Genomic DNA, 20,115 nt, shown 5'->3' on the forward strand with positions numbered 1-20,115 from the left:
TGGAAGCATCACCGTATGTGAGCTCTTTTACCAAACCTGATTCCCGGAACACACGCAAATTGTTATATACTGTCGCTACGCTCATGTTAGGAAATTTCCCTTCCAGAGCTTTATATATATCGTCCGCTGTTGGATGAGCCATAGAGTTAACGAGATATTCCAGAATCGCATGACGTTGAGGAGTAATGCGAACTCCGGTTTCCTTCAACGTTTCTAAGGCTTCTTTTAGTTCATGTGCAGCCATCCGTCATGCACCTCTCTTCTAAAAAAAATTCTTACATTGTAATGTTTATAATTAGTGTAACTCTTCCTACGATAATTTGTCAATTGATATCAGGGTAAAAGTAAGCATAAGCTCATAGAGATTTACTTTTCCGACATATCTTTGAGGGTTTGAAGCGCTTCGGCTACATGGTCCTTTACTTTTACCTTTCTCCATTCTTTAATGACCCGGCCTTCTTTATCAATTAAAAAAGTGGAACGCTCGATTCCCATATACTCTTTTCCGAAGTTTTTCTTCAGCTTCCACACATCAAACGCTTCTGCCAGCTTATGCTCGTCATCAACAAGAAGCCGAAATGGCAGGTTATGCTTCTCTTTAAATTTTCCGTGTTTTTCCTGGCTGTCCGGGCTGACGCCGATAATGACGGCATCCAGTTCGGCGAAGCTTTCGTGACTGTCCCGAAAATCGCATGCTTCAGTTGTACATCCCGGTGTCATGTCTTTTGGATAAAAATAAAGCACGATGTACTTTCCTTTATAATCCGATAATTTTACTGTTTCCCCATGATCGCCTTTTAACTCAAGATCAGGCGCTTTTTGTCCGATTTCTATAGTCATTACGTTACCTCCGGATGTTTTTTTATTAAGCGTATCCAATTCTTGTCCAGATTACAACCATCTCAGCTGAATCTGAAGCCCGAAGCCATTGTTCTTGTTCGGAAGCATGCTACAATAGAAAGGACGCATGGAGATATAGGAGGTTTTTATTCTTGCATACAAAATCAATTGAACTTCACAATGAGGCATTACAGCACATTGTCGGCGGTGTAAACAGCCCGTCTAGATCATATAAAGCAGTCGGCGGCGGTTCTCCTGTTGCAATGGAGAAAGCAAGCGGCGCTTATTTTTGGGATGTGGACGGCAACAAATACATCGATTATTTAGCGGCGTACGGTCCGATTATTACAGGACATGCCCACCCGCATATTACAGAAGCGATTAAAAAAGCGGCAGAGAACGGTGTATTGTATGGAACACCAACGAAACATGAGGTTACATTTGCAAAGATGCTCAAAGAAGCCATTCCCGCTATGGACAAAGTAAGATTCGTCAATTCGGGAACAGAAGCCGTTATGACGACCATCCGCGTGGCTCGCGCATATACAGGCCGGACAAAAATCATTAAATTTGCGGGCTGCTATCACGGGCATTCGGACCTTGTGCTTGTCGCCGCAGGCTCCGGCCCGTCTACTCTCGGCACACCAGACTCAGCCGGTGTACCGAAAAGCATTGCAAACGAAGTGATCACAGTTCCATTTAATGATATCGATAGCTATAAAGCGGCTCTTGATAAATGGGGCAGTGAAATCGCGGCGGTTCTCGTTGAACCGATTGTCGGCAACTTCGGTATCGTCGAGCCGAAAAAGGGCTTCTTAGAAAAAGTAAATGAATTGACACACAATGCAGGCGCTCTCGTTATTTACGATGAAGTCATTACGGCTTTCCGCTTTATGTATGGCGGCGCGCAGGATCTCTTACAGGTGAAACCGGATTTAACAGCACTCGGAAAAATTATCGGCGGCGGACTTCCAATTGGCGCCTATGGCGGCAAACAAGAAATCATGGAGCAGGTAGCTCCGCTAGGGCCTGCTTATCAGGCAGGAACAATGGCAGGGAACCCCGCTTCCATCCTATCAGGCATCGCTTGTCTGGAAGTGCTCAAAGAGGAAGGCGTGTATGAAAAGCTTGATCACCTTGGCGCTATGCTGGAGGAAGGCATATTACAGCATGCAGAAACACACGGCATCACGATTACTGTCAACCGGTTAAAAGGCGCACTCACGGTTTATTTCTCTGATGAGAAAGTCGAAAATTACGAGCAGGCTGAACGTAGTGACGGAGAAACGTTCGCGACGTTTTTCAAACTGATGCTGGAACGCGGAATTAATTTAGCACCTTCTAAATATGAAGCCTGGTTTATTACAACAGCACATACAGAGCAGGATATTAAAGACACGCTTGCAGCGGTCGAGGATGCTTTTAAACACCTTAAAAACTAGAATCAGACAACTTGGACAGGAGCATTGAGCTCCTGTTTTTTTATGGATTCAAACAGTGTGTAAGATTTTGGTCTTTTTCTAGAAAAATAGCTTGAATATTTGTGTTGATCCCTGTATATTACTTAATTGTTTAGCAAATAAACTTACCGGGAATTTTAAGGATTAGCCATTTGCTATGTTACACAATTTACTATAGAAAGGAATGCACGCACAAACCAATGAAACTTGGTGCCCGCATTTTCAAAACCGGGATTGCGATTACACTTGCCCTTTATTTGGCTTCGTGGATCGGGCTTCCCGCGCCGATTTTCGCTGGGATTGCAGCGATATTTGCGATCCAGCCGTCGATTTACCGCTCTTTTCTCATTATTATTGACCAGGTTCAGGCAAATATCATCGGAGCTGTGATTGCCACAGTGTTCGGCCTTATTTTCGGACCCAGCCCGATTATGATCGGGTTAACAGCAGTTATTGTCATTACAATCATGCTGAAACTTAAAATTGAACATACAATTTCGATTGCTCTTGTAACAGTTATTGCGATTTTAGAATCCGCCGGTGACGACTTTTTAATGTTCGCGCTGATCAGAACAAGCACTGTGATCTTAGGGGTGCTTTCTTCCTTTATCGTCAACCTTGTGTTTTTGCCTCCTAAGTACGAAACAAAGCTGATTCATAATACCGTCGAAAACACCGAAGAAATTATGAAGTGGATAAGGCTGTCCATGCGGCAGTCAACAGAGCATTCGATTTTGAAAGAGGATATTGAAAAACTGAAAGAAAAAATGATCAAGCTTGATCAGACATATCTGCTATATAAAGAAGAGAGAAGCTACTTTAAGAAAACGACTTATGTAAAATCAAGAAAGCTTGTCTTGTTCAGACAGGCCATTATTACTGCAAATCGGGCGCTTGATACATTGAAGAAACTGCATCGTTTGGAAAACGAGATCTATCATATGCCGGAAGAGTTTCAGGAAACACTGACTGAAGAGCTTGATTACCTGCTTTACTGGCATGAACTGATTTTGATGAGGTTTGTCGGCAAAATCAAGCCGCATGATGACGCAGATGAAGAAGGCATTCGATATAAGCAGCTTTTAACAAAGTCATTTTTAAAAAATCAGCAGAATACGGATGAGGAGCTTATTGATTACAACATGCTTAATATTATGGCAAGTGCCGTTGAATATCGCGAGCAGCTTGAACATTTGGAAACACTTATCACAAGCTTTCAAACGTATCATCCGAAAGACTGCGAAATAGAAACAGAAGAGTAACCCGGTTAAACAGCCGGGTTTTTTTATATACAAAAAAATCTTATATCCTTCGTTAAAAGGATATAAGATTGATGTTTTAGTTCAAATTTTGAATGGTAAATAAGTGCTTGTACTGGCTCTCATAGTCCATGAGTTCATCATGGGTTCCGATTTCAATGATTGTGCCGTTTTCCATGACAACAATCTTATCCGCATGGGTGATTGTCGATAAACGGTGGGCGACAACAAAAGTTGTTCTATCCTTCGCCAGTTTGTCCATCGCTTCTTGAATGTAATGCTCACTTTCCAAATCCAGAGCTGATGTAGCTTCATCTAAAATGAGGAGCGGTGGATTTTTCAGGAATACCCGCGCAATTGAGATCCGCTGCTTTTGTCCGCCTGAAAGCTTAACGCCTCGTTCTCCCACCCGGGTCTCATATCCTTCTGGAAAGCTCATGATAAATTCATGGGCATTTGCAGCTTTGGCGGCTTCGATTATCTCTTCAAGTGTGGCATCAGGCTTGCCGATCGCGATATTTTCCCGAATCGTTTCACTAAATAAAAAGGTATCCTGAAGCACCATACCAACCTGGTTGCGAAGGCTCCTTGCTTCATAATCGCGAATATCCGTCCCATCAATCAGCAGTCTGCCGCTTGTTACATCATAAAATCTTGGGATCAGGCTGACGAGCGTTGATTTTCCTCCTCCGCTCATGCCGACGAGAGCTACAGTTTCTCCTCTATTTACTTTTAAGGATACATCATGAAGAATATTTTCTTTGTCCTTCTCATATTGAAACGAAACGTTTTGAAACTCCACTCCTCCGCGAATCTGATCGGCCTTTATCGCATTTGGTTTGTCAGTGAGTTCATAGGGCTCGTCAATAAATTCAAACACCCTGTCCATTGATGCGATTGACTGTGTCAAAGTTGTAGAGGAATTGATCAGCCTTCTAACAGGGTTGTACATTCTGTCAATATATCCGACAAATGCGACCATTGTTCCGACTGTCAGCGGTCCATTAATGACAAAATACCCGGCGCACGCTATGACGATGAGCGGCGCCAAATCTGTAATGGTATTGACCACCGCAAAGGTTTTGGCGTTCCAATTCGTGTGGCGGATGGCTTTATCTAAGAAATGGCTGTTTTTCTCATTAAATTGAGCCTGTTCATGATCTTCTATCGCAAAGCTTCTGATGACAGGCATGCCTTGAATGCGTTCGTGCAAATGCCCCTGCACTTGAGCAAGAGCCTGTGAGCGCTCCCTTGTCAGCTTTCGTAAACGGCCGTAAAAATACTTCACTGAGATTCCGTATAATGGGAATAATACGATAGAGATCAGCGTTAATTTAACGTCCAGTGTGAGCATGATAGAGATTACAATCAAAATCGTCAGCATATCGAGCCATATATTCATCAGCCCTGTGATGACGAAATCCTTTGTTTGTTCTACATCATTAATCACTCGGGAAATGACTTCCCCTGTTCTTGTATTCGCGTAAAAACGAAGGCTCAGTTTTTGTATATGGTCAAACAGCTTAGCTCTTATATCAAAAAGCACCTTGCTGGCAGTCCACTGGGCAAAATATTGCCGATAATATTCAACAGGCGGGCGCAAAATTAAAAATAAGGCGAACATGATCGCCATAATCGTGAACAATGACGTGGTTTTGTCACTGGCCGTACCGCCTCCTTGAATAATGTCGTCAACTACGTACTTCAGAAGCAATGGGAGAGCAAGCGGAATGGAGAATTTTACGATCCCGATTAACACTGTAACGAAAATTTGCTTCTTATAAGGTTTGACGAATTGCATGTAGCGTTTCATAACCCCCACGTTGATTCCCCCTCTCTCTTTATCATGATGTGTGTAAGCCCATGTGAAAAACCTGTTGTACCCCGCAACAGGTTTTTACGTAACCATTATTTTGTATAGCGCAAATACCGTTCATACCACATATCGACAAACTCGGGCGCAAACGGTCCCTGACGCTGGTGAATCCAATGGAGCAGCGTATTTAAGTAGTCTCTTAAAATACTGTCGATTTCTTTTGGATAATTCATGGCTTTCCGATGATCATCATATTCGTCTTCATCGAGAATATTGTAGGTCATGTCAGGAAAAACCTTAACATCTAAGTCATAATCAATATATTTAATTGCTTCGCCATCATAGGCAAACGGAGAACTGATGTTGCAATAATAATGAACCCCGTCTTCCCTCAGCATCCCGATGACATTAAACCATTGTCTTGCGTGAAAATAACAGATTGCGGGCTCTCTGGTTATCCATGTCCGGCCGTCTGATTCGGTTACCATCGTCCGGTCATTGGCTCCGATGACACACATTTCTGTACTTTTTAAGATTGTTGTCTCATTCCAAATTCTATGAATCAGCCCGTTGTGCTTATAGCTGTGAATTTGAATGGTTTCTCCTTCCTTGGGATAGCCCATATTTCTCCCCTACTTTCTATAAAGCCCTACAGTTAGTATGTCCAAATTTGCTTACCGACAACGTCTTTTACCTATTATAACGTTACAAATTGAAAAATGAAAATAAAAGAGCCATTCCGGCCGGGGAATGGCACATTCCTGCACTACACAAAGGAAGACGGCTTTTCTGAGCTGCGATATGAACGAATGACCTGCTCTGTCTGCTTTTGAAACATATCCTGTATATCGGCAAGGTGTTTCCGTTTTACCGCAATTTCAGCCTGAATCCCACGCAGCCTTGCATCCCTTTCCAAATGCCGGAGTTCCGCCTCAATTTGTTTGCAGCGGTCGAGCTCTGATTGGAGATCGAGAAGCTTATCCATCGTTTTCATCTGTTCACTTACCAGCTTTTCAAATTCCGTCATCGGTTCCTCCTTCAGCCTGATGAAAGTATAAACGTTTCCTCCTTTAATCATTTCGATCTCCATAAAGCAAACCCTTTGACTCATTCTGTAGACCTTCCACAAGTTTTGTCGTTTTTCAAACAGAAAAAAGCACTTCCACCCGAAGATGAAGTGCTTTTTTCTGTTTCAGTGATTAGCTGTTTTGTTGTTTGTTTTGTTCAGCAGATTGGTTTTGCTGTCTTACCTGCTGTACGTCAGTTTCACTAGCGAATTCAGTGCCGAATTGACCTTGTTGTCCAGCTGATTGCTGGTTTTGTTTTCTGACTTGCTGAGCGTTTGTTTCGCTAGCAAATTCAGTGCCAAATTGACCTTGACCAGCAGCTGATTGTTGGTTTTGTTTTCTAACTTGTTGAGCGTTTGTTTTGCTGAAGTTATTTGAGTTAGCCATTGTTATCACCTCCACGGTCATTAGAATGTGCAGGTGATCGTATAGCTATTCCTCTTTTTTAAAAATTTTTAAACCAGCAGTGAGCGTCCGCCGTCAACGATAATTGTCTGTCCGCGGATCATGTCAGCCTTGGAAGACACTAGAAACTCAACAGTATCAACCATGTCTTTAATTTCGACCATGCGTCCCGCCGGCGTGTTTTGGCGCGCATCCTCAAGCAGATCTTCTCTATTCGGGAAGTGTTTCAGCGCATCTGTGTCGATCGCTCCGCCTGAAACAGCATTGACGATAATTTGTTTTGGTGAAAGCTCAACCGCAAGATAACGGGTTAAAGCCTCTAACGCTGCTTTTGATACACCGACCGTGGTGTAGTTTTCAAGATAGCGGATAGAGCCTAATGAACTGATGCTGACAATATGCCCGCCTCCGTTCTTCTCCATTAGCTTTGCAGCTTCCTGAGCGCAGAAAAGCAATGCTTTCGCATTAATGTTCATCGTCCAGTCCCAGTGTGTTTCTTCTAATTCCATGACAGGTCTTAGTACTCCTGAAGCGGCATTATTGACAAAAACATCAAGTCTGCCGAACGTTTCATCAATTTGCTGAAACATTTCTTTGATTTTTGCAGGCTGTCCTACGTTTGCTTTTACGACAAGCACTTTAACGCCAAGTTTTTCGATTTCTTCCGCTGTTTCTAATGCTGCTTTTTTGCTGCGTGCATAGTTAATGACGATGTTATAGCCGTTCTCAGCAAGTCTGATCGCGGCCGCTTTTCCGACACCGCGGCTGCTTCCTGTTACGAGTGCACATTTATTTTGTTCCATTTTTCCTCATCTCCTTGTAGCGTATAGTTCTTTTATTTCCACAAACAATAATGGCAAGAACTTTAAAGGGGGTCTTCTGTTATGTATGTCGGACGTGATATGAGCGAATTGAACATGGTTTCCAAAAAAGATTGGAAGAACAGTGAACTCGCTTATTTTCATCATGCCTTTCAGCAAATTATGCCTTATTTGAACGAAGAAGGCCAATCAAAATACCGGGAATTAACGCAAGAAATTGAAGCGCGCGGCGGAATGAAGCGCAATGAAGCGGACTACAGCCACGGCACGCGCGTCTCTTACGATTAAGAATGGTTTACGGAGCAGCCGAGATAGCGGCTGCTTCTACTGCCATCTTCCAGATTTTTTGATGTGACACCGGGAACGCAAATTGTTCGAGCTCTTCTTTCGTTACTATTTTCAGCTCGCTGGTATCCGACACTTGTTTTACTTTACCGAAAAACACTGAAATATTCCATACCAGGTGGGTGAAAACATGCTCGACTACACCTTGCAGATCACTGATATCAGCTTGTATTCCATATTCGTTTTCTAAGAAAGCAATGAGCTGTTCACGCTCAGTTTTGATCCCTTTTTGTGTTTCAAGATTAGGGAATTCCCACAGGTTGGCGAGCAAACCTTTAGACGGCCGTTTGTGGATATACACTTGTCCGTCTTCATCAGTCAGTACGATCGCAGCCATGGTTTTGATCCCGGGCTTTTTCTTTTTGCTTTTTACCGGAAGCTCCCGTTCAGTGCCTTCTTCAAATGCTGAGCAATGCTGCTGAACCGGGCATAGCAGGCATGAGGGTGATTTTGGCGTACAGATCAAGGCTCCAAGCTCCATCAAGCCCTGATTAAATTCAGATGGTTTTTCTTTGGAAATAAAAGCTCGTATGGCGTCTTCAAAGATCGTTCTTGTTTTTGGTTTGGCAATATCATCCCAAATAGAAAGAATTCTGGACATGACACGCATCACATTTCCGTCAACCGCGGGAATGGGTTTATTGTAGGCAATGCTGAGCACCGCTCCCTTTGTATAAGGGCCGACGCCTTTTAACCCGCCAAAATCTTTCTCGTCTGGAGGGACAATGCCGCCGTATTCCTGTTTCACTTCTTTTACCGCGCTTTGCAGATTTCTGACTCGCGAATAATAGCCGAGCCCTTCCCATGCTTTCAGCACCTTTTCTTCATCAGCATCAGCGAGCGCTTCCACTGTCGGGAATTGTTCCACAAACCGGAGAAAGTAAGGAATCACTGTCTCTACTCTCGTTTGCTGTAGCATCACTTCAGATACCCACACCTTATAAGGATCTTGGTCCTCTCTCCACGGCAAAACGCGCTGCTCTCGTTCAAACCATGAGATTAAATCATCGCGAAATTGCTGTATGTCTTTTTGTTTTAATTTGTCTTCAAGTACGTTCATATGTGTTTCTCCCCAGTCTTTCGCGCCCCGCTTTTCTTTAGACTGTTTTTTGTTGTACACTAAGGGCACAGTACGATAATATGTTACATTAAATAGTAATAAAGAAAAAGCGGAAACATATGAGAACGATTGAATCAGTTTAAAAATTGGGTATATGAAAATGGGGAATTTCTTACAAAGTGAATGTGCAGGATCATCCTGCAAGGAGGTCACCTATGGATACGGGCACACATGTCGTTATGGGCATCGCACTGGGCGGTATTGCGACGCTTGATCCTGTTGTCGGATCAGATCCGGCAATGGCTCACGCTGTTATGATCGCAACGCTTGCGGGCTCTCAGGCTCCGGATATTGATACTGTGTTAAAGCTTAAAAACAATGCTGTTTATATAAGGAATCACAGAGGATTTACCCATTCAATTCCCGCCGTTTTGTTTTGGTCTGTCATCATCCCGGCGATTCTGTATTTATTTTATCCTCAGGCCGATTTTCTGCACCTGTGGCTGTGGACACTGCTGGCAGTCGTTCTGCATGTCTTTGTTGATATATTCAACGCCTATGGAACACAAGCCATTCGTCCGTTTTCGAAAAAATGGGTTGCGCTCGGGCTGATTAATACGTTTGATCCGTTTATTTTTATCAGCCATCTGGCAGCTATTGCGATTTGGTATGCAGGCGGGAGTCCCGGCATCACGTTTCTCAGCTTATATATCATATTGGCAGGCTACTACTTGGTGCGCCTGATCATGCAGCTGAGAATTAAACGGAAGCTTCATGAGATGATTCATGATGAGATCGAAAGCATTATTATTTCTCCAACGATGAAATTCAGGCAATGGCGAATCGCAGTGACGACAGCACATGCTTTCTATGTAGGAAGAAGCATGGAAGGACATGTCGTGATTCTGGATACATTTAATCGGGTGCCTGTTCCTGAAACCGATGTAATGCATGCGGCAAAGCAGGATGATAACATCGCGGCGTTTCTGTCCTTTTCTCCGGTTTACCGGTGGGAAGTGGATACGTTTAAAGATCATTATGAGGTGAGATTTATCGACCTGCGCTATCGGAGCAAAGGCCATTATCCGTTTGTCGCAATTGTTCACATCGGCCATGATCTCACGATTCGTTCGTCCTATACGGGATGGATATTCAGCGAAGAAAAACTTCAGAAAAAATTAAAGCTCGGCTCTATATAGAGCCGGGCTTTTTACGTCTTATATAGAAAACAGCAAGCAGCAGACTGACAAGAGATATGAGCGCCGATATTTTGAAGTATGGCGGATAGTAAGTCAGCTCAATGTGATTGTCTCCCTTTTGCGCCTTGAAGCCTATAAAAGCATAATCCGCTTTTTCGATCTTCTGTGTTTTTCCGTTGATCTTCAGCTCCCAGCCTTTTTCATATGGGATCGGAAGCATGATGTACTGGTCTTTTGACAGATGATATGCAAAGGTCAGTCGATTTTTGTTCCAATTCAGTTTGTCTGCTGTCTCTGTTTTATTTTGCATTACAGCGTTTTTCAGCGTTTGGTAATTTTCTTCATAGAGCGCTATGTTTCTCAGCTCATAGGTTCCTTTCGGAAGATGGATTGAGATATGTCCTGATTTAGGCACTCTTACCGTTATATTATTTACTCCGGTTTTATATATCGATTTGTTCGATTTCCTTGTTGTGACATAATCATTTACCTTTAACGTAAATCCTTTGTCTTTTGCTTTGCTTTTCAAATAAAAGCTGACATAGTAGTCTCCCGGAGCGGATGATGGCTGTTTCGGGGTGATGATCAGCTCTCCTCCGTTTTCTCCAGTTACGGTTAGCAGCCCGTTTTGATACTGGGCTTGTTTTGCGGTAATGTCCGACTTGGTGATCAAATTGGACGGTTTTGGTGTCTGCTCCGTTTTTCCTGATGGATCTTTTAATATGATTCCTTTCAGCATCGCCTGTTCTTTCGCAAGAGCGGGCAATCGGTCCAGCTCACTTTCGCTGTATATGGCATCGGCTGTTTTGACGAATGGAAGCATGTACTGATTCTCATAAACTGCATAATGCTCTGTTTCTAAATGCTTTTTGAAGCCGTACGGGACGCTGGCTTCGTTTGTTTTTTCGGTCATATAATATTTGCCGTAAAGCAGGCTGTATAAATTCGCCCTGTCTCCCAATGACGCGTAACGGCTAACGCTTTCCCTGCCCATATCGATACTTAAATCATTCCAATAGAAGGCCAGCAGATCTTTGTTTAAAATGCTGGAATACGCGCTGAAGCCATTAAACCCGTAAATGATTGGCGTATTATTGCGGACCCCGTTCATCCAGTCGATTCTCATGAGCGGATCATCGTCTTCCTTCTGTAAACGTCTAATGAGCTCAGATGATTCCCGCCCTCTGTATTCCTCACTTGTAAGATATTCTTTTGTCACACTGTCCAAATCGCCGCCTTCTGAGAGTGCGTATTTTTGATAGGAGTTGGCGACAAACAGTGAAGAAAGAATGATTATACCGTACACAGCCATTTTTGCCCGTTTTTTCGCAAAAGCTGCAGCAAACAAGGCTGCGATTGTCATGAGTAAGAGCAATAGAATACTTTCATTCGCAGGCTTCCATATATCGAGCTTATACCTTTGAATATGATACAAGTAAAGAAGCAGGACGACAGCTGCGGCCGGGAGCAGTTCTTTCCGTTTCAAATCAGACAGCTGTGACAAACCAGCCGCAGCTGCTCCCGCAATGGTAAAGGCCAGAACATATTCAAACCGGTTTTGCGGGGCGGAAAAGCCGTTAAAGACGCTTGCCGCATACGGACTGAAATGAAAAAGAATAAACAGCAGGCTCAATCCGGCAAAGAGACGAAACACACGGTTTTTGTAAAAAGAAATAATAAACAAAAACAGCAGAAAAGCGGCCGGCACAATGATGATCCGGCTCGAAAATAAGATATTATCATCGAAATTGAGCCACTCTATTTTCTGGCTGTATGGAGGGCGCAGGTTGTTTAAATAACCGTATACCACCGGCACAAACGCCGCCGCACTGATGCCAAAAGAAATGAAGCCTGAAACCAGAAATAATCTGATTTGAATCCATCTTTTCTCTTCATGTGGTTCCAAACGGATCAGCCATCTGAACAGCACATAGATTCCGATGAATATAAGGTTTATGTATGCAAAGTAAAAATTATTGATTAACGTCAGCGAACACGCAACGATAAACCACGCCGGGCGCCGCTCTCTAATAATTTTTTCTGCGCCAAGCACAAGCAGCGGAAGCCAAACCATTGTATCGGTAAAAAATTCCCAATATGCTTCGTGACGGAAATAAATAATTGAGACGCCGTATAACACAGCTCCCGTGAACGATGCCGCCCTGTGCTTGAGAAGATAATGAAAAACAGAAGCGGACGTAAAGATGATCAAACTCAATTTGAAAATACTGATAAAAACAGCTGACTCAGCCCAAAAAAGCGTATCCGCTTCTCCGATCAGCTGGACGGCTTGAAGCAGCCAAACAGCGGCGGACGCAGCAAGAAAAAGAAAAGAAGCAGAAAAATAATAGCCGAGTTGACTGAATGTGCCGCCGCCAAGTCCGAATGAATAATTGTAGAAAAGATTCCCGTTTGTATATTGGTCAAATAATAATTTTTTAAATACGATCATTTGCGCAAGCCCGTCACCCGGACCTGTCATATACCTGCCTTCCGCCCATTCTTTCACAAAAAAAGCGTGTGCCAGAACGGACACCAGCAAACTGGCCGCATAGATCATGATATGTTTTCTTTTCATATGAATTCTCCAGTCTTGCTTTTAAGATAATAGACACGCAAAAAAAGCACTGCCAATGGCGCTTGGTATTTTCAGTGCATTTTTGTCAGACGCCGCATGCTTTTTAATTCGTTCGTTTCAGGCAGGTCTTTGTTCGGGATATTCGCTTCTTTGATCAAATAATGCGGGCGTTTTTTTGTTTCATAATAGATTCGGCCGATATATTCGCCTATAATTCCGAGGCTTAACAGCTGTACTCCGCCAAGAAATAACACTGCTGAGATAATGGTAAAATACCCAGGCACAGAAATACCGTTAGTCAGAATTTTAACGAATGTGGCAATGATATAAATGATGGAAAGCAGCAGGATGAAAATGCCTGTATAAAAACATAATCTCAGCGGCTTATGATTAAATGAAACGACGCCGTCCATTCCGTAGTTAAACAGACTGCTGAACGACCATTTGGAGGTGCCGTTTTTTCGTTCGACATTTTCATAAAATACAATTTTCTGATCAAAGCCAATCCAGCAAAAAAGGCCTTTTGAAAAGCGGTTTCCTTCGCTCAGCTTCAAAAGTGCATTCACAGCTTGGCGGCTTAACAATCTGAAGTCACCGACACCGTCACGCAAATCGACTTCCACCGCTTTATTAATGAACTTGTAATACATAGATGATAAGAGTGAGCGGACAAAGCTGTCCCCTTTTCTGTTCCTTTGGGCAATGACTTGGTCATACCCTTCTTCGTAGCCTTTGATAAATTCCTTCAGCAAATATGTCGGATGCTGCAGATCGGCATCCATTACAATAACCGCCTCGCCCTGAACATGCTCAAAGCCCGCCAAAATTGCGGCTTCTTTTCCAAAGTTTCGAGAAAAAGATATATATTTTACCCGGCTGCACGTCGCTGCCAAGTCTTTGATCTGCTGAAGCGTGTCATCAACACTTCCGTCGTTTATGAAGAATATTTCATAGTCATAATGAATGTTTTTAAATTCCTTTTTTAAAGATTCATGAATGAGTTTGACATTATACCCTTCATTGTAAGACGGGATAATAATCGAGATTAATCCTTGCTTCATTAAGGCACCTTCTTTTTATTATTCTTTTTAAGTATTGCCTTAGGGGAGTTTTACACAAATCTTCAGTAAGGCTATTCCTTTTTTTAAAGTCGTTTAAACCTGTTTTTTGTTACAATTTTATGGTGACATTCATGATTTTTAATGTTATTTTGTCATGTTTAAAACAGACTATGAAAAAAACGCACAGAAAAAGTCTGCCATTATGACAGACGGATGGAGAGAAATTTTGGCTTATTGGTTCTTAAGATATTCCAAAATCAGCTGATTGACGATGGCTGGCTTTTCGTGGTTAATCCAATGGGAAGCTTCATCAACAAAGATGAGATGTCCATTCGGGCAATGCCTTTCCGTCTCTTTCGCAAGCTTTCTGCTCAAAAAACGGTCTTCCATTCCCCAGATCATTCGGTAAGGTACTGTTTCGTAAGAAGGTTTCTCTGCCAAGCTTCCTTTTCTGATGGCTCTGTACCAGTTCAGCATAGCTGTCAGCGCGCCCGGCTGTTTCCACGCTTCTTTGTATCTGCTGACATCCTCGGATGTAAAAAGCGCGGGACGGTCGGATAATCCAATCGCTTTATCTAATGTTTCATAATCATTTTCCCTTAGTGATGTCTCCGGTATATCGGGGAGCTGGAAGTATGCGATATACGAGCTTTTCAGCCATTGCGGCGGATAAAGCGGCGTTACGGTTTTCATGACGTGCGGGTGCGGGATATTGATCGCGATCAGTTTTTCAAGATATTCCGGGCATGTGGAAGCCAAATGCCATGCAACAGCCCCTCCCCAGTCATGCCCGATGACAATTGCTTTTTCATCAGTGAATTGCGTAATAAGCCCGATGATATCATCTCTTAATGTATCAATCCGATACGAATCAATTCCTTCCGGTTTGTCACTGAGATTGTAGCCCCGCTGATCAGGAGCAATGACCCGGTAACCCGCATCAACAAGCGGTTTGATTTGATTTTTCCAGCCGTACCAAAACTCAGGAAATCCATGGAGCAGGACAATTAACGGGCCATCTTCCGGTCCTGCGGCTGCAACGTGGAGCGTGATTCCGTTCGTATTGACAAACTGGCATTTAACTCCGTCCACTTCTATCTCCTCCTTGACTGTGCGTCATGATTTTCAGCCTTTTCTCCGTCAGCATAAATGTTACGGCACAGGCGGCAATCAGCAGGATAAGCTGAAGAATAAACAAGTTTGATCCCAGCAGCAAACCCATTCCCGCAATCACCAAGCCTGACAGGATCATTAATGATGCACTGTAACGGTTCGCTTCATTCCATAATCTTTGATCTGACATTGATCGTCTCGTTCTGTATCCGTACACACTGTTGATCGATTTGGGAGGAAACAGTTTGATCAGTATGCCCGCAATGATCATAAGCCCTCCGCCGACTAAACCCGTCATATCATCATCTCCTTTCTCATTGTTACGTGCAGAAAGGAGAAATGTTTCATGCATAGGCAAAAAGACAAGCCTCGGCCTGCCTTTTTATCGCATTTGTAAATCCTTTGTGTGAATATAGCCTTTAACTCCGCCATAATCGACGAACGCCCAAGTGAAGTCAAATCCTCCATTTTCACTGAATCCCCACCCAAGTATTGTCACCTCTGTTCCAGATGAGAGCTGTTTAGCTTTTCCATTTTCGGGCGTCGGTGCATAGAAGGCTGTCTGTTTCATTGTTTTCGCTTGGCTTGCGGTTTTCATTAAAAAGTGGGTTGAAATATACGCTTTTTTTCCTTTGAAATGAATTTGAGCCCAATCGGCATTTACAAATCCATAGACTTTTACTTTTTGTTCTGATGATACAGTGCCGAGAATGTCACCTTTATGATTTGGCTCAGTCCGGACATTCAGCTTTCCTGTTTTTATGATGTAAGAATCGGATGATGGCATGCTGACAGATATGTCGTGAAGGGGCGCAGCTTTTGCTGCGGGAGCGGAATGAAGTGCTGTCAAACCCAGTCCTGCGGCAGCTGTTAAAGCGAGCATTACTTGTTTCTTTTTCATATAAAGCTCCTCCTCGCATTTTGACAAGATATTAGTGGTATTCCCTGATTGACAGGCTGGTGAAACATGTTTTGTTTATGATTTCTTCCTGTTAAGGTAATTTTAAGAAAATGAAAAAACCTGCCGGTCGTTAACGGCAGGTTTTTAATGCAAAAGGCCTCTGCTTTGATTTAAGTAATCATTCACGTCGTTACGGGAGCTTTGAAAAAGGTGGAGCTGGCCGCCATAGTTTTCAATCCATTGTGTGACGATTTTTTCAGTCATTTTTTCACCTTGATAGGCGTGTCCGGCTTTTGCATAGGTTGCTTCGAAATCGCTCCATAACAATTCCACCCACGTTTTTGCCTGTATATAGCTGATCATCTCGTTCTTTTCCAGAAGCAGATTAGTCAGTTTCTCAATGTACATATTCATGTGTGCAGTCTCCTTTCTTCAGGAAAAAAATAACGCTTTATTACGTGGTGTTCTCCATATACTAACCTTACGTCTTCATCTTGAAAGACGCAACTTTTTGATCTCGAACCTAGGGGGATATGACATGGTCCGAAATAAAGAAAAAGGATTTCCTTACGAAAACGAAAACAAATTTCAGGGTGAACCGAGAGCAAAGGACGACTATGCTTCAAAGCGTGCTGACGGATCTATCAATCAGCATCCTCAAGAAAGAATGAGAGCCTCAGGCAAACGGTAAAGAAGAACAGCTGCATACACTGCAGCTGTTTTTACCCTTTATTGACTTGATATTCGTAGACGCTTTTCTTTTCTGATAAGTGTGCGAAGGTAGAAAGCACAAGTCCGCATGCAGTCATAAGCGCACCTCCTGCAAACAGCCAGGAATAAGAGCCTGTTCCGTTTAAAATCATTCCCCCGATCCATGCACCAAGGGCATTGGCAAGGTTAAATGCTGATACGCTGACAGCTGCGGCAATGGTTGTGCCGCCCTCAGATGAGGAAATGACCTTTGTTTGCAGAAGAGGCGGCGTGCCGAATGCGCATGCCCCGAATAGGAACGTTGCCACAATGGCTGCAGCCGGGTAAATGGTGATGTAAGGAAATACAGCCAGAACACCGATTAAACCGATCATTACGCCGATCATCGTCCGAGTCAGCAAAGGCAGCGGTACTTTTCCCGCAAAGAAATTCCCGGCAACGCCTCCCAATCCATACGCAAAGAGAGCACCTGTAATGCCAACCGTGCTGAATCCGGCTGAATGCCTCAAAATGGGTTCGATAAAGGTGTAGGCGATAAAGACACCGGAATAGCCTAAAATGGTAATCGCGAAGGAAAACAGCACTTGTTTGTGTTTAAAAACCCCCCACTCATTCATAAGCATTGGGATCACCTTTGGTTTTCTGTTCGGCACTGCAGCCATAAGGCCTAAAAATCCGATGACACCAAGTGCCGTAATGATGGAAAACACCGCTCTCCAATTCAGGACATCTCCAAGATAAGAGCCGAATGGAACACCAAGCATTAGAGCCACTGTCAGTCCGCCGTTCATTGAAGCAGCAGCTGCAGCACGCTTTTCCGGCGGAACCATTTCACTTGCGAATACCATGGCAATCGCGAAGAAAGCGCCGTGTATGGATGCAGATAAAATTCTTGAAATGGCCAATACCGTAAAATTCGGCGCCAGTGCGCTCATCAGGTTTGAAAGGATAAATATCGCCATCAGCCCAAGAAGCACAGGCTTTCTCGGAAGCTTGACGGAAATGATGGTGACGAGCGGTCCTGTCAAACAAACGCTTGCCGCATAAGCCGTGACAAGAAGCCCTGCTGATGAAACTTGTATTTGAAAGTCATTGGCAATCGACGTCAAAATACCCATCACCGCGTATTCTGTATAGCCGATTGAAAATGTACAAATCATAAGAACAAATATAATAAATTTTACAGATGGGTTTTTGATACTCAACGTCATCGCCTCCTTTGATTTTAAAAAACAACGAGTTTCATCTTAAAAGATTTTTCAAGTGAATTCAATGATTTTTTCTTTAAGAAGTCATGTAAATGTGCTGCAAACAAAAAGAGGCTGATCATCAGCCTCCTGTTACGCTTTATTCTTTTTCTTTCAATACTGAGATTGGCAGCGCTTCCTCTTGCTGAGGGGAAGAGGTCCTGTATCCCCATGCGAAAACGCCATTTAAATAACTGATAGTAAACTGGTCCTCAGTGTCCTCTATACGATATGTTTCTCCCGGTGAGTAATCTTCCGGGTTCAGCAAATATGCTTTTGCCATCGTAATTTTCCGTTCGAGCACTGCCAGTTCGTTTATGATTCCATGCTGTTCGGCTTTTCTTGCTTTTTCAGAAAGTAATGCGATTTCGGTATTGAGTTCGTGCGGTGTCATTTGACTGTATCGTTTCTCCATTTTTTCAGCTACTCCTCTTCCTGCAGAAATTGCTCGATTAAATCGAGTGAGAATCCTTTGCGGAATAAAAATTGTTTGACCTTCATGGCGCTTTCATATGAGCCGTCGTAGCGGTATTTTCTAAACGCTTTTTCCGCGTGAAGGCGCAGCGCTTCTTTCTCTGTGTCTTCATCATTTTCATATTCAATCTGATCCATCGCCGCGCTGATAACATCAAATGAGAAGCCCTTGCGCTGAAGCTGCAGCTGGGCGCGCTGTTTGAGTTCTTTCGTCGAAAGCTTTTTATCTTTTTTGAGAAGCTTTTCAACATGCTTGACCGCTTCCCTCGTCTGATCTTCAAAGGAAAAGGAACTTAGCGCCTCCTTAATTGTATCGTCATCAATTCCCTTCGCCCTTAGCTCTCTGAACAAAACATCAGGGCCTTTTCCGTTTGTTTTTTTGTGAGTGCTGACATAGGCTGCGGCAAATTCCTGGTCGTTTAAGTACTTGTAATCGTTAAGCCTATGGATGACTTCCGCAATGACGGGGGGCGAGGTTTCTTTTTTCTTTAAGTGCTCCTCGACCTCTTTCGTCGACCGCATTCGATAGGATAAAAAGTCAAGCGCACGGTTGAAGCCTTTCTTCACTTCATCGCCGTATTGAATCTCAATGATGTCAAGATCATCGAGTTCTTTTCCCTTCTTGAGCTCAAATTTCACGAGCACATCCGCGTCCACGCTGAAGGCGTATTTATCATCCAGAAAAATATTGAAGCGTTCCGTATTCTTTTTTTGCGTTGATATTTTTGTAATAAACGGCATCTTAATCTCCCTTCTCTGGCCTGAAACGCGTTTTCTTTTATTACAATGAGGTAAAGTATATTTATTAGAACGATGAGGAGAGATGTTCATGAATATCGCAATGACGGGCGGAACCGGTTTTCTCGGCCAGCATCTGACAGGCGTTCTTATCCGCCAGGGACACCATGTTTATATTTTATCAAGAAACGCAAGGGAAACTGAACAAAAAAATATGACATATGTCCAATGGCTGACGGAAGGAGCCGCCCCGGAGCAGGAACTTCCTCATATTGATGTCTGGATAAACCTTGCGGGAAAATCGATTTTTGGCCGCTGGACAGAAAAAACGAAGCAGCACATTCTCTCCAGCCGTATCAATGCGACGCGTGAAGTGCAGCGGCTTATTCAGAAACAGAAGGAGAAGCCGAAGACATTGATCCAAGCCAGTGCCGTGGGTATTTACGGCACAAGCCTAGAGAAAACTTTCACAGAGGATTCTGCAACGTCAGATGAGGATTTTCTCAGCCATACTGCACACCTGTGGGAAAAGGAAGGACAGCATATTGAAGCGATGGGCATCAGGACGGTTTATGCAAGATTTGGCGTGATGCTTGGAGAAAAAGGCGCTCTACCGCTTATGGTTCTCCCCTATAAGTTTCTGGCCGGCGGAACGATCGGAACGGGAAGGCAGTGGCTGTCATGGATTCATGTCGAGGATGCGGCCCAGATGATCCGATATGCGGTGGAAAACGCCGGCATCTCAGGCCCAATGAATGTCACCGCGCCCAATCCTGTGGACATGAAGCAATTCGGAAAAGCGATTGCACGGGTGAAGCACCGCCCGCACTGGCTCCCCGTCCCGGAATTCTTTTTATCAAAAGCATTGGGTGAAATGAGTCTTTTGATTGTGAAAGGACAGCGCGCTCTTCCTAAAAAAGCGATAACCTCTGGATTTCGTTTTACATATTCGGATCTTGAATTTGCACTCTCACAGCTGATAGCGGACCGAAAGACTGTATAAAAACAGCAGGAAGCGTC

23 protein-coding genes (1 of these 23 only partly in view) are annotated in these 20,115 nt (G+C 43.5%); 6 read left to right on the forward strand and 17 right to left on the reverse strand.

Going from position 1 to position 20,115, the window contains the following annotated elements:
* Together perR and bcp are read right to left on the reverse strand one after the other, a co-directional pair.
* A protein-coding gene (gene perR / locus ACQVGT_RS16065) for a peroxide-responsive transcriptional repressor PerR (protein WP_003223285.1) crosses the window boundary here: on the reverse strand, positions 1–244 show its 5' portion. The gene continues 194 nt to the left of window position 1, outside the view; 244 of the gene's 438 nt are visible here — the first part of the coding sequence; the start codon lies at positions 242–244; its stop codon lies beyond the left edge, outside the window.
* Positions 245–366: 122 nt separating this feature from the next.
* Complete coding sequence (bcp, locus tag ACQVGT_RS16070) at positions 367–840, reverse strand: thioredoxin-dependent thiol peroxidase (protein WP_015482979.1); 474 nt, start codon at positions 838–840, stop codon at positions 367–369.
* 152 nt (positions 841–992) lie between these two features.
* On the opposite strand from bcp, the gene ACQVGT_RS16075 reads away from it, so the two are divergent.
* Complete coding sequence (locus ACQVGT_RS16075; RefSeq protein WP_015383155.1) at positions 993–2,282, forward strand: glutamate-1-semialdehyde 2,1-aminomutase; 1,290 nt, start codon at positions 993–995, stop codon at positions 2,280–2,282.
* A gap of 218 nt (positions 2,283–2,500) precedes the next feature.
* Positions 2,501–3,562 carry an aromatic acid exporter family protein gene (locus ACQVGT_RS16080; protein ID WP_014663280.1) on the forward strand — a complete coding sequence of 354 codons (1,062 nt, stop codon included), beginning with the start codon at positions 2,501–2,503 and terminating at the stop codon, positions 3,560–3,562.
* 76 nt (positions 3,563–3,638) lie between these two features.
* On the opposite strand, the gene ACQVGT_RS16085 is transcribed toward ACQVGT_RS16080, so the two are convergent.
* The 5 genes from ACQVGT_RS16085 to fabL all read right to left on the reverse strand — a co-directional run bounded on the left by ACQVGT_RS16085 (position 3,639) and on the right by fabL (position 7,650).
* Complete coding sequence (locus ACQVGT_RS16085) at positions 3,639–5,381, reverse strand: ABC transporter ATP-binding protein (RefSeq protein ID WP_015482978.1); 1,743 nt, start codon at positions 5,379–5,381, stop codon at positions 3,639–3,641.
* 86 nt (positions 5,382–5,467) lie between these two features.
* Positions 5,468–5,998, reverse strand: a complete 531-nt coding sequence (gene ntdP, locus ACQVGT_RS16090) for a nucleoside tri-diphosphate phosphatase (RefSeq protein WP_003223272.1) — start codon at positions 5,996–5,998, stop codon at positions 5,468–5,470.
* A 143-nt stretch (positions 5,999–6,141) separates the two neighbouring features.
* Positions 6,142–6,402: a YgaB family protein gene (locus ACQVGT_RS16095; RefSeq protein WP_003242708.1), complete on the reverse strand. Its 261-nt coding sequence runs from the start codon at positions 6,400–6,402 to the stop codon at positions 6,142–6,144.
* A gap of 172 nt (positions 6,403–6,574) precedes the next feature.
* Positions 6,575–6,829 carry a gamma type acid-soluble spore protein SspE gene (sspE, locus tag ACQVGT_RS16100; RefSeq protein ID WP_014476214.1) on the reverse strand — a complete coding sequence of 85 codons (255 nt, stop codon included), beginning with the start codon at positions 6,827–6,829 and terminating at the stop codon, positions 6,575–6,577.
* A gap of 68 nt (positions 6,830–6,897) precedes the next feature.
* Positions 6,898–7,650, reverse strand: coding sequence for an enoyl-[acyl-carrier-protein] reductase FabL (gene fabL, locus ACQVGT_RS16105; protein ID WP_003223262.1), 753 nt, complete (start codon positions 7,648–7,650; stop codon positions 6,898–6,900).
* A gap of 81 nt (positions 7,651–7,731) precedes the next feature.
* Here fabL and yfhS point away from each other — a divergent pair, with 81 nt between their 5' ends.
* On the forward strand, positions 7,732–7,956 hold the full coding sequence (gene yfhS / locus ACQVGT_RS16110) for a mother cell protein YfhS (protein WP_003233542.1): 225 nt from the start codon (positions 7,732–7,734) through the stop codon (positions 7,954–7,956).
* A gap of 7 nt (positions 7,957–7,963) precedes the next feature.
* Here yfhS and mutY read toward each other — a convergent pair whose 3' ends face one another.
* Complete coding sequence (gene mutY, locus ACQVGT_RS16115; protein ID WP_015482977.1) at positions 7,964–9,073, reverse strand: A/G-specific adenine glycosylase; 1,110 nt, start codon at positions 9,071–9,073, stop codon at positions 7,964–7,966.
* Between the two features lie 215 nt (positions 9,074–9,288).
* Here mutY and ACQVGT_RS16120 point away from each other — a divergent pair, with 215 nt between their 5' ends.
* On the forward strand, positions 9,289–10,272 hold the full coding sequence (locus ACQVGT_RS16120) for a metal-dependent hydrolase (protein WP_014476212.1): 984 nt from the start codon (positions 9,289–9,291) through the stop codon (positions 10,270–10,272).
* Here ACQVGT_RS16120 and ACQVGT_RS16125 read toward each other — a convergent pair.
* The 6 genes from ACQVGT_RS16125 to ACQVGT_RS16150 all read right to left on the reverse strand — a co-directional run bounded on the left by ACQVGT_RS16125 (position 10,265) and on the right by ACQVGT_RS16150 (position 16,339).
* On the reverse strand, positions 10,265–12,850 hold the full coding sequence (locus tag ACQVGT_RS16125) for a YfhO family protein (RefSeq protein ID WP_015383152.1): 2,586 nt from the start codon (positions 12,848–12,850) through the stop codon (positions 10,265–10,267). The genes ACQVGT_RS16120 and ACQVGT_RS16125 overlap by 8 nt on opposite strands.
* 71 nt (positions 12,851–12,921) lie before the next feature.
* Positions 12,922–13,911, reverse strand: a complete 990-nt coding sequence (locus ACQVGT_RS16130; protein ID WP_003244113.1) for a glycosyltransferase family 2 protein — start codon at positions 13,909–13,911, stop codon at positions 12,922–12,924.
* Positions 13,912–14,142: 231 nt separating this feature from the next.
* A complete protein-coding gene (ephM, locus tag ACQVGT_RS16135) occupies positions 14,143–15,003 on the reverse strand; it encodes an epoxide hydrolase EphM (RefSeq protein WP_015383151.1) in 861 nt (286 codons plus the stop codon).
* Positions 14,990–15,322 (reverse strand): SdpC immunity protein SpdL, encoded by a 333-nt coding sequence (spdL, locus tag ACQVGT_RS16140; protein WP_041517766.1) that lies wholly within the window; start codon positions 15,320–15,322, stop codon positions 14,990–14,992. The genes ephM and spdL overlap by 14 nt, the downstream gene beginning before the upstream one ends.
* A gap of 84 nt (positions 15,323–15,406) precedes the next feature.
* Positions 15,407–15,925 (reverse strand): SH3 domain-containing protein, encoded by a 519-nt coding sequence (locus tag ACQVGT_RS16145; protein ID WP_015252515.1) that lies wholly within the window; start codon positions 15,923–15,925, stop codon positions 15,407–15,409.
* 144 nt (positions 15,926–16,069) lie between these two features.
* Positions 16,070–16,339, reverse strand: coding sequence for a YfhJ family protein (locus ACQVGT_RS16150; RefSeq protein WP_003243789.1), 270 nt, complete (start codon positions 16,337–16,339; stop codon positions 16,070–16,072).
* Between the two features lie 124 nt (positions 16,340–16,463).
* Between ACQVGT_RS16150 and ACQVGT_RS16155 the strand changes: the two genes are divergently transcribed.
* Positions 16,464–16,616 carry a small, acid-soluble spore protein K gene (locus ACQVGT_RS16155; protein ID WP_003223241.1) on the forward strand — a complete coding sequence of 51 codons (153 nt, stop codon included), beginning with the start codon at positions 16,464–16,466 and terminating at the stop codon, positions 16,614–16,616.
* 31 nt (positions 16,617–16,647) lie between these two features.
* On the opposite strand, the gene ACQVGT_RS16160 is transcribed toward ACQVGT_RS16155, so the two are convergent.
* The 3 genes from ACQVGT_RS16160 to recX all read right to left on the reverse strand — a co-directional run bounded on the left by ACQVGT_RS16160 (position 16,648) and on the right by recX (position 19,098).
* A complete protein-coding gene (locus ACQVGT_RS16160) occupies positions 16,648–17,841 on the reverse strand; it encodes an MFS transporter (RefSeq protein WP_015482975.1) in 1,194 nt (397 codons plus the stop codon).
* A gap of 142 nt (positions 17,842–17,983) precedes the next feature.
* Positions 17,984–18,298 (reverse strand): YfhH family protein, encoded by a 315-nt coding sequence (locus tag ACQVGT_RS16165; protein WP_015383147.1) that lies wholly within the window; start codon positions 18,296–18,298, stop codon positions 17,984–17,986.
* An 8-nt stretch (positions 18,299–18,306) separates the two neighbouring features.
* A complete protein-coding gene (gene recX / locus ACQVGT_RS16170; protein ID WP_015383146.1) occupies positions 18,307–19,098 on the reverse strand; it encodes a recombination regulator RecX in 792 nt (263 codons plus the stop codon).
* Positions 19,099–19,186: 88 nt separating this feature from the next.
* Here recX and ACQVGT_RS16175 point away from each other — a divergent pair, with 88 nt between their 5' ends.
* Positions 19,187–20,098: a TIGR01777 family oxidoreductase gene (locus ACQVGT_RS16175; protein ID WP_038428645.1), complete on the forward strand. Its 912-nt coding sequence runs from the start codon at positions 19,187–19,189 to the stop codon at positions 20,096–20,098.
* Positions 20,099–20,115 lie beyond the last annotated feature (17 nt).

The organism is Bacillus sp. SCT118, from assembly GCF_058566435.1.

What these genes read in the sequence shown, in the direction of transcription:
- bcp (WP_015482979.1), bottom strand. Translation starts at nt 840, where the DNA reads ATGACTATAGAAATCGGACAAAAAGCGCCTGATCTTGAGTTAAAAGGC.
- ACQVGT_RS16080 (WP_014663280.1), top strand. Translation starts at nt 2,501, where the DNA reads ATGAAACTTGGTGCCCGCATTTTCAAAACCGGGATTGCGATTACACTT.
- ntdP (WP_003223272.1), bottom strand. Translation starts at nt 5,998, where the DNA reads ATGGGCTATCCCAAGGAAGGAGAAACCATTCAAATTCACAGCTATAAG.
- ACQVGT_RS16095 (WP_003242708.1), bottom strand. Translation starts at nt 6,402, where the DNA reads ATGACGGAATTTGAAAAGCTGGTAAGTGAACAGATGAAAACGATGGAT.
- sspE (WP_014476214.1), bottom strand. Translation starts at nt 6,829, where the DNA reads ATGGCTAACTCAAATAACTTCAGCAAAACAAACGCTCAACAAGTTAGA.
- fabL (WP_003223262.1), bottom strand. Translation starts at nt 7,650, where the DNA reads ATGGAACAAAATAAATGTGCACTCGTAACAGGAAGCAGCCGCGGTGTC.
- yfhS (WP_003233542.1), top strand. Translation starts at nt 7,732, where the DNA reads ATGTATGTCGGACGTGATATGAGCGAATTGAACATGGTTTCCAAAAAA.
- mutY (WP_015482977.1), bottom strand. Translation starts at nt 9,073, where the DNA reads ATGAACGTACTTGAAGACAAATTAAAACAAAAAGACATACAGCAATTT.
- ACQVGT_RS16120 (WP_014476212.1), top strand. Translation starts at nt 9,289, where the DNA reads ATGGATACGGGCACACATGTCGTTATGGGCATCGCACTGGGCGGTATT.
- ACQVGT_RS16125 (WP_015383152.1), bottom strand. Translation starts at nt 12,850, where the DNA reads ATGAAAAGAAAACATATCATGATCTATGCGGCCAGTTTGCTGGTGTCC.
- ACQVGT_RS16130 (WP_003244113.1), bottom strand. Translation starts at nt 13,911, where the DNA reads ATGAAGCAAGGATTAATCTCGATTATTATCCCGTCTTACAATGAAGGG.
- spdL (WP_041517766.1), bottom strand. Translation starts at nt 15,322, where the DNA reads ATGACGGGTTTAGTCGGCGGAGGGCTTATGATCATTGCGGGCATACTG.
- ACQVGT_RS16145 (WP_015252515.1), bottom strand. Translation starts at nt 15,925, where the DNA reads ATGAAAAAGAAACAAGTAATGCTCGCTTTAACAGCTGCCGCAGGACTG.
- ACQVGT_RS16150 (WP_003243789.1), bottom strand. Translation starts at nt 16,339, where the DNA reads ATGAATATGTACATTGAGAAACTGACTAATCTGCTTCTGGAAAAGAAC.
- ACQVGT_RS16155 (WP_003223241.1), top strand. Translation starts at nt 16,464, where the DNA reads ATGGTCCGAAATAAAGAAAAAGGATTTCCTTACGAAAACGAAAACAAA.
- ACQVGT_RS16165 (WP_015383147.1), bottom strand. Translation starts at nt 18,298, where the DNA reads ATGGAGAAACGATACAGTCAAATGACACCGCACGAACTCAATACCGAA.
- recX (WP_015383146.1), bottom strand. Translation starts at nt 19,098, where the DNA reads ATGCCGTTTATTACAAAAATATCAACGCAAAAAAAGAATACGGAACGC.
- ACQVGT_RS16175 (WP_038428645.1), top strand. Translation starts at nt 19,187, where the DNA reads ATGAATATCGCAATGACGGGCGGAACCGGTTTTCTCGGCCAGCATCTG.